General features: G+C 64.6%; 13 protein-coding genes. 2 read left to right on the forward strand and 11 right to left on the reverse strand.

Annotation, left to right across the window (positions count from 1 at the left end; all coding sequences use genetic code 11):
- Complete coding sequence (locus HU752_RS09365) at positions 1-393, forward strand: hypothetical protein (RefSeq protein WP_186677505.1); 393 nt, start codon at positions 1-3, stop codon at positions 391-393.
- A gap of 227 nt (positions 394-620) precedes the next feature.
- Here the strand turns inward: HU752_RS09365 and HU752_RS09370 are convergent, their stop codons facing one another.
- From HU752_RS09370 to gcl, 8 genes are all read right to left on the reverse strand, one after another.
- On the reverse strand, positions 621-1616 hold the full coding sequence (locus tag HU752_RS09370) for a sulfate ABC transporter substrate-binding protein (protein WP_017906327.1): 996 nt from the start codon (positions 1614-1616) through the stop codon (positions 621-623).
- A 91-nt stretch (positions 1617-1707) separates the two neighbouring features.
- A complete protein-coding gene (locus tag HU752_RS09375) occupies positions 1708-2532 on the reverse strand; it encodes an ion transporter (protein WP_186677503.1) in 825 nt (274 codons plus the stop codon).
- 135 nt (positions 2533-2667) lie between these two features.
- The gene (locus HU752_RS09380) at positions 2668-3519 is read right to left on the reverse strand and encodes an urea transporter (protein ID WP_186677501.1); all 852 of its coding nucleotides are present in this window, start codon (positions 3517-3519) and stop codon (positions 2668-2670) included.
- Positions 3520-3651: 132 nt separating this feature from the next.
- Positions 3652-5067 (reverse strand): pyruvate kinase, encoded by a 1416-nt coding sequence (gene pyk / locus HU752_RS09385; protein WP_186677499.1) that lies wholly within the window; start codon positions 5065-5067, stop codon positions 3652-3654.
- Entirely contained in the window at positions 5057-6367 is a 1311-nt protein-coding gene (locus tag HU752_RS09390) for a glycerate kinase type-2 family protein (RefSeq protein ID WP_186677497.1), read from the reverse strand. Before HU752_RS09390 ends, pyk begins: the two co-directional genes overlap by 11 nt.
- A 179-nt stretch (positions 6368-6546) precedes the next feature.
- Positions 6547-7437 (reverse strand): 2-hydroxy-3-oxopropionate reductase, encoded by an 891-nt coding sequence (locus tag HU752_RS09395; protein ID WP_186677495.1) that lies wholly within the window; start codon positions 7435-7437, stop codon positions 6547-6549.
- Positions 7438-7479: 42 nt separating this feature from the next.
- Positions 7480-8262 carry a hydroxypyruvate isomerase gene (hyi, locus tag HU752_RS09400; RefSeq protein ID WP_186677486.1) on the reverse strand — a complete coding sequence of 261 codons (783 nt, stop codon included), beginning with the start codon at positions 8260-8262 and terminating at the stop codon, positions 7480-7482.
- 186 nt (positions 8263-8448) lie between these two features.
- Positions 8449-10224: a glyoxylate carboligase gene (gene gcl, locus HU752_RS09405; protein WP_186677476.1), complete on the reverse strand. Its 1776-nt coding sequence runs from the start codon at positions 10222-10224 to the stop codon at positions 8449-8451.
- A gap of 263 nt (positions 10225-10487) precedes the next feature.
- Here gcl and HU752_RS09410 point away from each other — a divergent pair, with 263 nt between their 5' ends.
- A complete protein-coding gene (locus HU752_RS09410; RefSeq protein WP_186677473.1) occupies positions 10488-10928 on the forward strand; it encodes a GlcG/HbpS family heme-binding protein in 441 nt (146 codons plus the stop codon).
- Between the two features lie 222 nt (positions 10929-11150).
- Here HU752_RS09410 and HU752_RS09415 read toward each other — a convergent pair whose 3' ends face one another.
- The 3 genes from HU752_RS09415 to HU752_RS09425 all read right to left on the reverse strand — a co-directional run bounded on the left by HU752_RS09415 (position 11151) and on the right by HU752_RS09425 (position 13703).
- Entirely contained in the window at positions 11151-11759 is a 609-nt protein-coding gene (locus HU752_RS09415; protein ID WP_186677471.1) for a TetR/AcrR family transcriptional regulator, read from the reverse strand.
- A 135-nt stretch (positions 11760-11894) separates the two neighbouring features.
- A complete protein-coding gene (locus tag HU752_RS09420) occupies positions 11895-13175 on the reverse strand; it encodes a TRAP transporter large permease (protein WP_186677469.1) in 1281 nt (426 codons plus the stop codon).
- Positions 13176-13703 (reverse strand): TRAP transporter small permease, encoded by a 528-nt coding sequence (locus tag HU752_RS09425; RefSeq protein WP_186677467.1) that lies wholly within the window; start codon positions 13701-13703, stop codon positions 13176-13178.
- Positions 13704-13740 lie beyond the last annotated feature (37 nt).

Here is a 13740-nt window from a genome sequence, read left to right on the forward strand (position 1 = left end):
ATGACCTCCATCGCTCGCCTCACCCTGTTAACGCTGGTCCTGGGGTTGAGCGCCTGTACGGTCCATCGCCCCTCGGCTCCGACGGGCCCGACGATTCCACCGTCAGGCCCGACGACCCAGCCCTATCCGCCCGCCACGCCGGGCAAGCCGATCCCGGCGACCAAGCCGCGTCCGAGTACTTCGGCGACTTTCGCTCCACCGCCTGGCGGGCGCAGTCACTGGGATGGGCAGATGGGCGTGTATGTGCTCGACAACCAGCCCAACACCTTCTATCGCCAGCGCACCTACTACCGCTGGGACAATGGCTGGAGCCGTTCGATCAGCCCGAATGGGCCTTGGGAAGAAACCGACATCCACGGCGTGCCGCCGGGACTGGGCAAGCAGTTCGAGTAGGAGCGCGGCTTGCCGGCGAACCGCCAAAGGCGGCCATTCACCGCCCGGTGGCAGCAGCCAGTACGCCTTCGCGGACAAGCCCTGTCAGTGCGGAGTGTCTGATTCGATCGTTCCCACGCTCTATGTGGTAACGCAGCCCGTGACGCTCTGCGTCACAGGAGCGGACGCTGAGCGTCCGAGTCGGCATTCCCACGCGGAGCGTGGGAACGATCGGCTGGGGCGGGGTACTACTTGCCGTAGATCTGGTCGAACACGCCACCGTCGTTGAAGTGGGTCTTCTGCACCGTCCGCCAGTCACCGAAGGTCTTCTCGACCGAGAGGAAGTCGACTTTCGGGAAACGATCGGTGAACTTCGCCAGCACCTTCGGATCACGCGGACGCAGGTAGTTCGCCGCCGCGATTTCCTGGCCTTCCGGCGACCACAGGTATTTGAGGTACTCCTCGGCCGCCGCACGGCTGCCTTTCTTGTCCACGACCTTGTCGACCACGCTCACCGGCGGCTCGGCCTCGGCGGACACGCTCGGGTAGATCACTTCGAACTGGTCGCGACCGAACTCGCGGGCAATCATTTCCGCTTCGTTCTCGAAGGTCACCAGCACGTCGCCGATCTGGTTGGTCATGAAGGTGGTGGTCGCGGCGCGGCCACCGGTGTCCAGCACCGGCACCTGCTTGAACAGCTTGCCGACGAAGTCCTTGGCCTTGTTCTCGTCGCCACCGTTCTTCAGTACATAACCCCATGCCGACAGGTAGGTGTAGCGGCCGTTACCCGAGGTCTTCGGGTTCGGCACGACTACCTGCACGCCTTCCTTGAGCAGGTCCGGCCAGTCCTTCAGGGCTTTCGGGTTGCCCTTGCGCACGATGAACACGGTGGCCGAGGTGAAGGGGGCGCTGTTGTTCGGCAGACGGGTGACCCAGTTCTCCGGTACCAGCTTGCCGTTGTCCGCCAGGGCATTGATGTCGGTCGCCATGTTCATGGTGATCACATCCGCCGGCAGGCCATCGATCACGGCGCGCGCCTGCTTGCTGGAGCCGCCGAAGGACATCTGCACGGTGACGTTTTCGTTGTGCTCGGCCTGCCAGTGTTTCTGGAAGGCGCTGTTGTAGTCCTTGTAGAAGTCGCGCATGACATCGTAGGACACGTTCAGCAGGGTCGGGGCAGCCTGGGCGATGCCGCCGAAGGCCAGGCCAGCGGCCAGGAGCGAGGCGCCAAAGAGTTTTTTCACTGCGCATTCCTTGTTCGAGTAGAGAGAGGGCAATTTGCCAGCGACTATAACGGTGAGCGCATAGGCGCTTAAAGATTAAAAAGTACTTTGCTTATTCCCGTTTCTTGAACAGCGCATTGCCACAACGCGAGCAGAAGGAGGCCTCCGGCTCATGGCTGTTCTTGCTGCACACCGGGCACGCATGCTTGAGCTGTTCGCCGCGCAGGGCGGTAGCCAGTTCGGCGGTGAAGATCCCGGTGGGCACGGCGATGATCGAATAGCCGGTGATCATCACCAGCGACGAGATGACCTGCCCCAGCACGGTCCTGGGCACGATATCGCCATAGCCGACCGTGGTCAGCGTGACGATCGCCCAGTAGATGCCCTTGGGGATGCTGGTGAAGCCGTGTTCGGGGCCCTCGATCACGTACATCAGGGTGCCGAACACGGTGACCAGGGTGCAGACGCCGAACAGGAACACCAGGATTTTCTGCTTGCTGCCGCGCAGCGCGTCGAGCAGGTAATGCGCCTGCTTGAGATAGGGGGCCAGCTTGAGCACGCGGAAGATCCGCAGCATACGGATGATGCGGATGATCAACAGGTACTGGGCATCGCTGTAATACAGCGCGAGGATCCCCGGCACGATCGCCAGCAGGTCCACCAGCCCGTAGAAGCTGAAGGCATAGCGCAAGGGTCGTGGCGAACAGTAGAGGCGCACCAGGTACTCGACCGCGAAGATCAGCGTGAAGCCCCACTCGATGCCGGCCAGCAGGCCGGCGAAGTTCTGGTGGACGTCCTCGATGCTGTCCAAGACCACCGTCACCAGGCTGGCGAGGATGATCAGCAGGAGGATCTTGTCGAAGCGTCGGCCAGCGACGGTATCGGTTTGAAAAACCATGACGTAGAGCCGTTGGCGCCAGTCGTTGTTGCTGTTCATGAAGTGTTGCCCAAATGATTGACGCCGCAAGCGTGGGGCAAGGGCGATCAATCCGCAAGCCGCAGCAGGTACTTGTGCGTTACCGCGCAATTCGGCAACCCCAGTCCACTCCTGCGGTTTCGGGTGCTGTCGTTTTCAGGGCTGTGCGTACAGGGGCGGGCGTAGCATCCGCGCAGCAGCACGGCTCAGCCAGCAGGCAAGGATGAAGGGGGCGGTCAGCGGCGGCAGAGCCAGGGTGATGAAAACCTCTGTCAGCAGGATTGCCAGGGCCATGCCGCCCAGTACCAGCCAGGGACGGCGTTGCAATGGGCTAAGCGCCAATGCGGCAAGGGTGGCGTTGTAGCCGCCCAGCCCGTTCAGGGCCTGCGTCGGATCGTTGCACAGGCCGAATGCCAGGCCCATGCAACTGCCGAGCACGGCCCACAGCACAGCGCGCCGGTTGGCCAGTAGCAACCCGACCAGGATCAGGGCACCGGCCAATGGTTCGTCGAGGAACATGACCTGGCCGAATCCCTTGATGATCGCTGGCGACAGGCCGGACAAGTCCGCTTCGAGTGCTGCAGGCTGGCTCGTACCGAATGCCAGCAGCGCCCAGCCGAGCAGGACGAAGGGCGCGGTGTAGGCCGGCAGGCTCCTGGGCCAGTGGCGGACCATGATCGCGCTCAGGCCACCGGCGGCGATGATCAGCAGCGGCAGGATCGGCGACCAGGTCATGTTCAGGCTGATCAGCAGGCCCAGCAATACGCCGTTGTAGCTGTACAGCCCGGCCTGGCGCTCGGCCTTGGGGTAGCCGCGACGCTGTGCCGTGAGCAGGCCGGCGAGACCGCCGAGCAGGGCGCCGCCGAGCAGGCCCGGGGCGCCGTAGAGGATCGCCAGCAGGCAGAGCAGGCCGCACAGCGGATGACGCTGGAGGAAGATCTGGCTGAAGCCGTTGAACAGGGCGGTGGCCCAGTCGGGGCAGTGTTGGTTGAAGTGGTTCGATTGCATGGCAGGTCGGGAGAATGTGTGGTGTGTGGCTTTATGTTGTCGTTGGCCTCTTCGCGGGCAAGCCACGCACCTACAGGCTTTGCGTGGCCTTGCGGGAGCGTGGCTTGCCCCGCGAGGAGGCTGGCGCGAATTTCAGATCAGGGTTTCGATGCGCAGCGAGTTGGTCGATCCGGGCTGGCCAAAAGGCACACCGGCGGTGATCAGCAGAGTGTCGCCACGCTGCGCCATGCCCTGGGCCTGGGCGATCTCCAGGGCCGTCGAGCAGACTTCGTCGACCTGTCGCAGCCGGTCGTTGACCACCGAGTGCACGCCCCAGGCCACGCTCAGGCGGCGTGCCGTGCGCACGTTCGGCGTGAGGTTGAGGATCGGCGCTGCCGGCCGTTCCCGCGCCGCCCGCAGGCTGGAGGCACCGGACTCGCTGTAGTTGACCAGTGCCGCCACCGGCAGGATCCGGCTGATCCGCCGGATCGCACAACTGATGGCGTCCGAAACCGTGGCTTGCGCCTGTGGCCGGCCGACGTCCAGTTGGGTCTGGTAGTCCGGCCCGCTTTCCACCTGGCGGATGATCTTGCTCATCATCTGCACGGCTTCCAGCGGGTAGTCGCCGGAGGCCGTTTCGGCCGAGAGCATCACCGCATCGGTGCCTTCGGCGACGGCATTGGCGACATCGGTGACCTCCGCGCGGGTCGGGGCCGGGGAGAACCGCATGGACTCGAGCATCTGGGTCGCCACCACCACCGGGCGGCCCAGCTGGCGGCAGGTACCGATGATGTCCTTCTGGATCTGCGGCACGCTCTCGGCCGGTACCTCGACGCCCAAGTCGCCGCGGGCAACCATGATCGCGTCGCTCAGCTCGGCGATCTCCCGCAGGTGGGTGACCGCCGAGGGTTTTTCGATCTTGGCCATCAGGAACGCCTGGCCGCCGATCAGTTCGCGGGCCTCGCGGATGTCCTCGGGGCGCTGCACGAATGACAGCGCCACCCAGTCCACGCCCAGCTCCAGGCCGAAGCTGAGGTCCTGGCGATCCTTGCGGGTCAGCGGGCTCAGCTCGAGCAGGGCCTGCGGCACGTTGACGCCCTTGCGATCCGACAGTTCGCCGCCGTTGAGCACAATAGTGTCGACCGCCTCCGCGGATTTGGCGGTCACCCGCAGGCGCAGCTTGCCATCGTCGAGCAGCAGGTCCATGCCCGGTTCCAGCGCGGCGATGATCTCCGGGTGGGGCAGGTTGACCCGATCCTGGTCGCCAGGCGTACTGTCCAGATCCAGCCGCAGTGCCTGGCCGCAGACCAGTTGCACCTTGCCCTCGGCGAAGCGACCGATGCGCAGTTTCGGCCCCTGCAGGTCCATCAGGATGCCCAGCGGGTAGTTGAGCTGGCGTTCGACCTCGCGGATCCACTCGAAGCGGCGGGCGTGGTCGGCGTGTTCGCCATGGCTGAAATTGAGGCGGAAGATGTTCACGCCGGCCTCCACCAGGGCGCGGACGTCGTCGAGACCGCGGGTGGCGGGGCCGAGGGTGGCGAGGATTTTGACTTTCTTGTCAGGCGTCATGTTCGGAGCACTCTGGTTGGGCGCTTTGCAAGGAGGCGCTGTCGAGAATGAGGATGGCGCGCAGGTCGTTGACATTGGTGCGGGTTGGCTCGGTGACGACCAGCGCGTCCAGCGCGGCGAAGTAGCCATAGCCGTTGTTGTCATCCAGTTCGTCGCTGGCGTTCAGACCCAGGGACTGGGCGCGGCGGTAGCTGTCGGGCGTCATCAGTGCGCCGGCGTTGTCCTCCGAGCCGTCGATGCCGTCGGTGTCGCCGGCCAGGGCGTAGACGCCAGGCAAGCCCTTGAGGCTGTCGGTCAGGCTCAGCAGGAATTCGGCATTGCGTCCGCCACGGCCGTTGCCGCGCACGGTCACGGTGGTTTCACCGCCGGAGAGAATCACGCAGGGCGCCGGCAGCGGCTGGCCATGCTGGACGATCTGCCGGGCGATGCCGGCATGCACCTTGGCCACCTCGCGGGATTCGCCCTCCAGGTCTCCGAGGATCAGCGGGCTGAAGCCGGCCTGGCGGGCTTTCACCGCCGCCGCCTCGAGGGACTGCTGGGGGCGGGCGATCAACTGGAAATGGCTGCGTGACAGGCACTCGTCACCGGGTTTGACGGTTTCCGATTCGGCGCTGTGCAGCCAGTCGCGTACCGCTGTCGGCACTTCGATGGCGTAGCGGGCGAGAATCGCCAGGGCATCGGCCGAGGTGGTCGGGTCGCCGACGGTGGGACCGGAGGCGATCACCGTGGCCTGGTCGCCCGGCACATCGGAAATCGCGTAGGTGTAGACGCTGGCCGGCCAGCAGGCCTTGGCCAGGCGACCGCCCTTGATCGCCGAGAGGTGCTTGCGCACGCAGTTCATCTCGCCGATGGTCGCGCCGGACTTGAGCAGGGCCTTGTTGATCGCCTGCTTGTCCCCCAGGCTGATACCCGGTGCCGGCAGGGCGAGCAGCGCCGAGCCGCCGCCGGAGAGCAGGAAGATCACCCGGTCGTGCTCCTCCAGGTCGCTGACCAGCGCCAGCACGCGCCTGGCCACGGCGAGGCCGGCGGCATCGGGCACCGGGTGGGCGGCTTCGACCACCTCGATCCTTTCACAGCGGGCGCCGTGACCGTAGCGGGTGACGACCAGGCCGCGGACTTCGCCTTGCCAGCAGCGCTCGACGACTTCGGCCATGGCTGCGGCAGCCTTGCCGGCGCCGATGACGATGACCCGGCCGCTACGGTCTTTCGGTAGGAACGGTTCGAGCACGTGCTGTGGGTGGGCTGCGTCGATGGCCGTGGCAAACAGCTGACGCAGGAATTCTTGCGGATCGACCGACATGGCGGGCTCCCGGAGTTATTGTTATGGAGTAGCGGGCACAACCTGGTTGATCGACCCTGTCGAGGTGTTCACCTGCCCCGGTAGGAGCCGGCTCGCTGGCGATAGCGGTGTGTCAGCCTGGAAGACGTCGGCTATCGAATCGCAATCGCCAGCAAGCCGGCTCCTACAAGGCGGTGGCGTTACTCGTCGCGGATCGAGAAGTTGGCCATGTGTTCCAGTCCCTTGATCAGCGCCGAGTGGTCCCATTCGCTGCCACCGATGGCCGCACAGGTGCTGAAGACCTGTTGGGCGTTGGCGGTGTTGGGCAGGTTGATACCCAGCTCACGGGCGCCGGCCAGGGCGAGGTTGAGGTCCTTCTGGTGCAGGTTGATACGGAAGCCCGGGTTGAACGTGCCCTTGATCATGCGTTCGCCATGCACCTCGAGGATCTTCGAGGAGGCGAAGCCGCCCATCAGCGCTTCACGCACCTTGGCCGGATCGGCACCGTTCTTCGCCGCGAACAGCAACGCCTCGGCGACCGCCTGGATGTTCAGGGCGACGATGATCTGGTTCGCCACCTTGGCGGTCTGGCCGTCGCCGTTGGCCCCGACCAGGGTGATGTTCTTGCCCATGTTCTGGAACAGCGGCAGGGCGCGGGCAAAGGCCTGGCTGTCGCCGCCGACCATGATGCTCAGGGTCGCGGCCTTGGCCCCGACCTCACCGCCGGACACCGGTGCGTCGAGGTACTGCGCGCCTTTTTCGTTGATCTTCGCGGCGAAGGCCTTGGTGGCGCTGGGCGAGATCGAGCTCATGTCGATGACGATCTTGCCCGGGCCGACGCCGGCGGCAATCCCGTCGGTACGAAACAGCACGTCTTCCACCTGCGGGGTGTCGGGCACCATGACGATGATGAACTCGGCCTCCTGGGCCACTTCCCGGGGGTTGGCCAGGGCCAGCGCACCGGCGGCGACCAGGTCGGCCGGAGCGCTGGCGTGGTGCTCGGAAAGGAACAGGCTGTGGCCTGCCTTCTGCAGGTTCGAAGCCATGGGGTGGCCCATGATGCCGGTGCCGATGAAACCGATTTTAGCCATGAGAAAATCCTCTTGTTACCTGTGCCAAAGGAGGGGAAGCGTTCAGATCGCGTTGTGGCTTTTCAGCCAGCCGAGGCCGGCCTCGGTGGTGGTCAGCGGCTTGTACTCGCAGCCGACCCAGCCCTGGTAGCCGATGCGATCCAGGTGTTCGAACAGGAAGCGATAGTTGATCTCGCCGGTGCCGGGCTCGTTGCGGCCCGGGTTGTCGGCCAGTTGCACATGATTGATTTCGCCCAGGTGATTGCTCAGGGTCCGGGCCAGGTCTCCCTCCATGACCTGCATGTGGTAGATGTCGTATTGCAGGAACAGGTTGGCGCTGCCGACCTGTTCGCGAATCGACAGGGCCTGGGTCGTGGTATTGAGGTAGAAGCCGGGAATGTCGCGGGTGTTGATCGCTTCCATCACCAGCCGGATACCGACGGCCTGGAGCTTGGCGGCGGCGTACTTGAGGTTCTCGACCAGCGTCTTCTCCAGGAAGGCGTCGTCGAAGCCCTGCGGACGAATCCCGGCCAGGCAGTTGATCTGGGTATTGCCCAGGACCTGGGCGTAGGCGATGGCCAGGTCGACCCCGCCGCGGAATTCCTCGACGCGATCCGGGTGGCAGGCGATGCCACGCTCACCCTTGGCCCAATCGCCGGCGGGCAGGTTGAAGAGCACCTGGGTCAGGCCGTGGGCATCGAGTTGTGCCTTGATCTCGGCGGAGCTGAAGTCGTAGGGGAACAGGTATTCCACGCCGCTGAAACCGGCATCGGCGGCGGCCTTGAAGCGGGCGAGGAAGTCCTGTTCGGTGAACAGCATGGACAGGTTGGCGGCAAAACGTGGCATGGCGGTCTCCGGTGGAAGTGCGGCGGGTTGCTTGGGCTGGGATCTGGGGTATCTGCTTTTGTGGAGGAGTCTGGTTCTGTGGGAGCCGGATTTATCCGCGAAGCGGTGTGATGCCTTTCGCGGATAAATCCGGCTCCCACAAATCCGGCTCCCACAACACTCTGCCTCCCCAGAATCTGCCGGTACTCAGTCGAGCAGCGAGATGGCGGTCGGCGCGTCGTTGCCGACCAGCGCCAGGTCCTCGAATTCGTTGATGGCGTTGATCTCGGTGCCCATGGAAATGTTGGTGACGCGCTCGAGAATGATCTCGACCACCACCGGCACCTTGAACGCCTCGACCAGTTCCTGGGCCTGGCGCAGCGCCGGCTGGATCTGGCCCGGTTCGAAGACGCGCAGGGCCTTGCAGCCCAGGCCCTCGGCCACGGCCACGTGGTCGACACCGTAGCCGTTGAGCTGCGGTGCGTTGAGGTTGTCGAAGGACAGTTGCACGCAATAGTCCATGTCGAAACCGCGCTGGGCCTGGCGGATCAGCCCCAGGTAGGAGTTGTTCACCACCACGTGGATGTACGGCAGCTTGAACTGCGCGCCCACCGCCAGTTCCTCGATCATGAACTGGAAGTCGTAGTCGCCCGACAGTGCCACCACCTTGCGTTGCGGGTCGGCCTTGACCACCCCGAGCGCCGCCGGAATGGTCCAGCCCAGCGGGCCAGCCTGGCCGCAGTTGATCCAGTGGCGTGGCTTGTAGACGTGGAGGAACTGCGCGCCGGCAATCTGCGACAGGCCGATGGTGCTGACGTAGCAGGTGTCCTTGCCGAACGCCTGGTTCATTTCCTCGTAGACGCGCTGCGGCTTGACCGGCACGTTGTCGAAGTGGGTCTTGCGTTGCAGGGTGGCCTTGCGCTGCTGGCAATCCTTGAGCCACGCGCTGCGGTTCTTCAGCTTGCCGGCGGCCTGCCATTCGCGGGCCACCTCGATGAAGACGGTCAGGGCCGAGGCCGCGTCGGAGACGATGCCCAGGTCAGGGGTGAACACCCGGCCGATCTGGGTCGGCTCGATATCGACATGGATGAACCTGCGGCCTTCGGTGTAGACCTCCACCGAGCCGGTGTGGCGGTTGGCCCAGCGGTTGCCGATGCCCAGTACCAGATCGGACTTGAGCAGGGTGGCATTACCGTAGCGGTGCGAAGTCTGCAGGCCGACCATGCCGACCATCAGCGGGTGGTCGTCGGGCAGGCTGCCCCAGCCCATCAGGGTCGGGATCACCGGGATGCCGGTCAGTTCGGCGAATTCCACCAGTAGCTCGCTGGCGTCGGCATTGATGATCCCGCCACCGGCGACCAGCAGTGGCCGTTCGGCCTGGTCGAGCAGGGCCAAGGCTTTCTCGGCCTGGATCCGCGTAGCGCTGGGCTTGAGCAGCGGCAGTGGCTGGTAGGCGTCGATGTCGAATTCGATCTCGGCCATCTGCACGTCGAACGGCAGGTCGATCAGTACCGGCCCAGGGCGACCCGAGCGCATTTCGTAGAAGGCTTTCTGGAAGGCGTAGGGCACCTGGCCCGGCTCCAGCACGGTGGTCGCCCACTTGGTCACCGGCTTGACGATGCTGGTGATGTCCACGGCCTGGAAGTCTTCCTTGTGCAGGCGGGCACGGGGCGCCTGGCCGGTGATGCAGAGGATCGGGATCGAGTCGGCGCTGGCGCTGTACAGGCCGGTGACCATGTCGGTGCCGGCCGGCCCCGAGGTGCCGATGCACACGCCGATGTTGCCTGCACGGGTCCGGGTGTAGCCCTCGGCCATGTGCGAGGCACCTTCAACGTGGCGCGCGAGGACGTGATCGATGCCGCCGACTTTCTGCAACGCCGAGTACAGCGGGTTGATCGCGGCGCCGGGAATGCCGAAGGCGGTGTCGATCCCTTCGCGACGCATCACCAGCACGGCGGCTTCGATTGCTCTCATTTTGCTCATTGTTTTGTGCCTCTTAGGTTTTGTAATTGTATACAAGTGGCTCTGCATCGAGTGTATTCATGGCCAATGGCGCAGGTCAATCCATTTTCTTGAATCGACGTGGCATTCGTCCGGATCACTAAAAACCGCCGCTTCTGCGACATTTTGTCCGTGTGTTGATTTTATTGTATACAAAAATATCATCTATTGTGTTCTATTTGTTGTGCGGAATCGCTCCTGACCGGAGCGCCAAAGACTTTCCAAAAACAATGAGGGCGGCACCCATGAGCGCTTTAACCTTGAACGTCGCAGTCAGCCTGGCCGGCCAGGCGATCACTGCGGGACGGACGATTTCGGCGGCACCGCTGACCATCGCGGTACTCGATGGCGGTGGACACCTGGTGACCTTGCAGCGTGAGGACGGGGCCAGCCTGCTCCGTCCGCAGATCGCCATCGGCAAGGCCTGGGGAGCGATCGCCCTGGGCAAGGGCTCGCGCCTGCTGGCGCTGGACGCGCAGCAGCGACCGGCGTTCATCGCCGCCTTGAATGGGCTGGGGCAGGGCTGTGTGGTGCCGGCGCCGGGCGGGGTGCTGATTCGCGATCAGGCCGGGCAGGTGTTGGGGGCGATCGGCATCAGTGGCGATACGTCGGATATCGACGAGCAGTGTGCGATCAGTGCGATCGAGGCGCTGGGGTTGACGGCGGATGCCGGAGTGTCAGCCTGACGGTAACCGTTGGAGAGGCGAGCTGCATGGGAGTGCCATGTTGTTGCAGTGGTAGCAAGCTTGTGTGGCGAGCGGGCTTGTCGGAACGCCGCACCGCCACGCTCGGCTGCGTAGCGGCCGTGAACCTGGGTTTCCCATTTTGGCTGATGCGCCGTGTTGGTGGTTTCAGGACCGCTTCGCGCCCCAGCGCAGGCAAGCCTGCTCGCCACGGGGGCTAAACGGTTACCGGTCGGGCTCGCAGCCCTTGAGCACCAGGCGGACGATGGTTTGCGCCGCCGCGTCATAGTCGGCGTCATCGAGCTTGGCCTTGCCGGTGATCGACGAGATCTGCCAGTCGAAATCGGCGTAGGTCTGGGTCGCGGCCCAGATGGTGAACATCAGGTGGTTGGGCTCGACCGGGGCGATCTGGCCGCGGTCGATCCAGCTCTGGATGCACTCGATGTTGTGCCGGGCCTGGGCGTTGAGCTGTTCGACCAGGTCGGGGCTCAGGTGGGGGGCGCCGTGCATGATTTCACTGGCGAATACCTTGGACGCCGCCGGCAGGTCGCGCGAGATACGGATCTTCGAGCGGATGTAGCCGGCCAGCACCTCGCCGGGCACGCCGTCGGGGTTGAACGGCGTCGAGGCCTGCAGGATCGGTTCGATGATGCTTTCCAGGACTTCGCGGTAGAGGTTGTCCTTGGACTTGAAGTAGTAATAGACATTGGGCTTGGGCAGCCCGGCCCTGGCGGCGATGTCGCTGGTCTTGGTGGCAGCGAACCCCTTGTCGGCGAACTCTTCACTGGCTGCACGCAGGATCAGTTCTTTGTTGCGTTCGCGGATGGTGCTCATAAACCAGGTGATTCCTTGCCTGTCCGGGCGGTTGGGCATGGTAGCACCGGGTCTGCGACAGGCCAAGATTGCCGCCCGCCGCCCCGGTGGCCGGTGCCCGTCCGGGCGGCACCGGCAATCTCGGCGAGTGTCGTGCTACAGCACCAGGCGCGGCAACCAGAGTGACAGCGCCGGAATGTAGGTCACGGCCAACAGCACCACGAACAGCACGCCGTAGAAGGGCAGCAGTGCCGTCACGGTTCGCTCGATGCTGACCTTGCCCACCGCGGAGCCGACGAACAGCACCGCCCCCACCGGCGGGGTGATCAGGCCGATGCCCAGGTTCACCAGCATGATCATGCCGAAGTGCACCGGGTCGACGCCGATGCCGAGAATCACCGGCATCAGGATCGGCGTGAGGATCAGGATCAGCGGGGCCATGTCCATCACCGTGCCGAGCAACAGCAGCATGGCGTTGATGCACATCAGGATCACGTAGCGGTTGTCCGACAGGGTCAGGAACAGCGTGGTGATCTTCGCCGGGATCTGCATCAGGGTCATGATGTAGCCGAAACTGGCCGCGAAGCCGATCAGGATCATCACGATGGAGATGGTTCGCACGGTGCGATGCATCAGCTTGGGTAGCTCATGCCACTTGTAGTCGCGGTAGATGAACATGGTCACGAAGAACGACCAGAGGACCGCGATTGCCGCCGACTCGGTCGCGGTGAACACTCCCGAGAGAATCCCGCCGAGGATGATCACCATGGCCATCAGGCCCCAGAGGGCATCGGCACAGATCTTCAGGGCCTGGCGCAGGGGAATGATCTCGCCCTTGGGGTAGTTGCGCTTCTTCGCGAAGATCAGGCACAGCACCATCAGGCAGGCGCTCATCAGCAGTCCGGGGACCACGCCGGCCATGAACAGCGAGGCGATGGACACCGTGCCGCCGGCGGCCAGCGAGTAGAGCACCGAGTTGTGGCTGGGCGGGGTCAGCAGGGCCTGGACCGAGCCGCTGACCGTGACGGCGGTGGAGAAGTCGCGCGGGTAGCCGCGGCGCTCCATCTCCGGAATCAGCACCGAGCCGACCGAGGCGGTGTCGGCCACCGACGAGCCGGAGATCGCACCGAAGAAGGTCGAGGCCATGATATTGACCAGCGACAGGCCGCCGCGAACGAAGCCCACCAGCACCCCGGCAAACGCCACCAGGCGCCGGGACATGCCGCCCTCGGCCATGATCGCGCCGGCCAGGACGAAGAACGGAATCGCCATCAGCGAGAACTTGTTCACCCCACCGGCGACCTGGATCATCAGGGCCTGGAACGGGATGTCGATCCACCAGGCACCGATCAGCGCGGACAGCCCGAGGGCATAGGCCACCGGCATGCCGATCAGGATCAGGACGATGAAGCTGCCCAACAGGATAAAGGCGTCCATTCAGGCGGCTCCTTCGTTTTCTTCGACCAGGTCGAAACGCACCACGCGGCGTTGGCTCTGGTCGCCGAGCAGGAGTTTTTCCAGCACGAACACCAGGGTCAGGAAACCACCCACGGGGATCGGCATATAGGTGATGCCGACCCGCAGCGTCGGCAGCGCGCTCATGAACTGGTTCCAGGTCGAGGCGCAGAGCTTGGCACCCCAGATCGTCATGAACAGGCAGATGGTCGCCATCAGTACCTGCGCGAGCCACGCGGCGGCCGAGCGCAGGGGCGGGTTCAGGCGATCGGTCAACATGGCGACCGCCATGTGCGCGCCAGCGCGATAGCTGGAGGCGGCGCCGATGAAGGTGAACACCATCATCAGCAGGATGGCGGTGGGTTCCGGCCAGCTGGAGCCGGTGCCGAGGATATAGCGGGCGAAGATGCCCCAGGGGATGATCAGGCTGATGGCGAGGATCGCCAGGCCCGCGACCCAGACACAGGTCATGTACAGCCGGTCGTTGATCTGTAGCACGAGATTCTTCATCGGATTTCACCGTTACCCGCCGGCCCGCGCCCGAGGG

This window comes from Pseudomonas vanderleydeniana (assembly GCF_014268755.2).
GTDB lineage: Bacteria > Pseudomonadota > Gammaproteobacteria > Pseudomonadales > Pseudomonadaceae > Aquipseudomonas > Aquipseudomonas vanderleydeniana.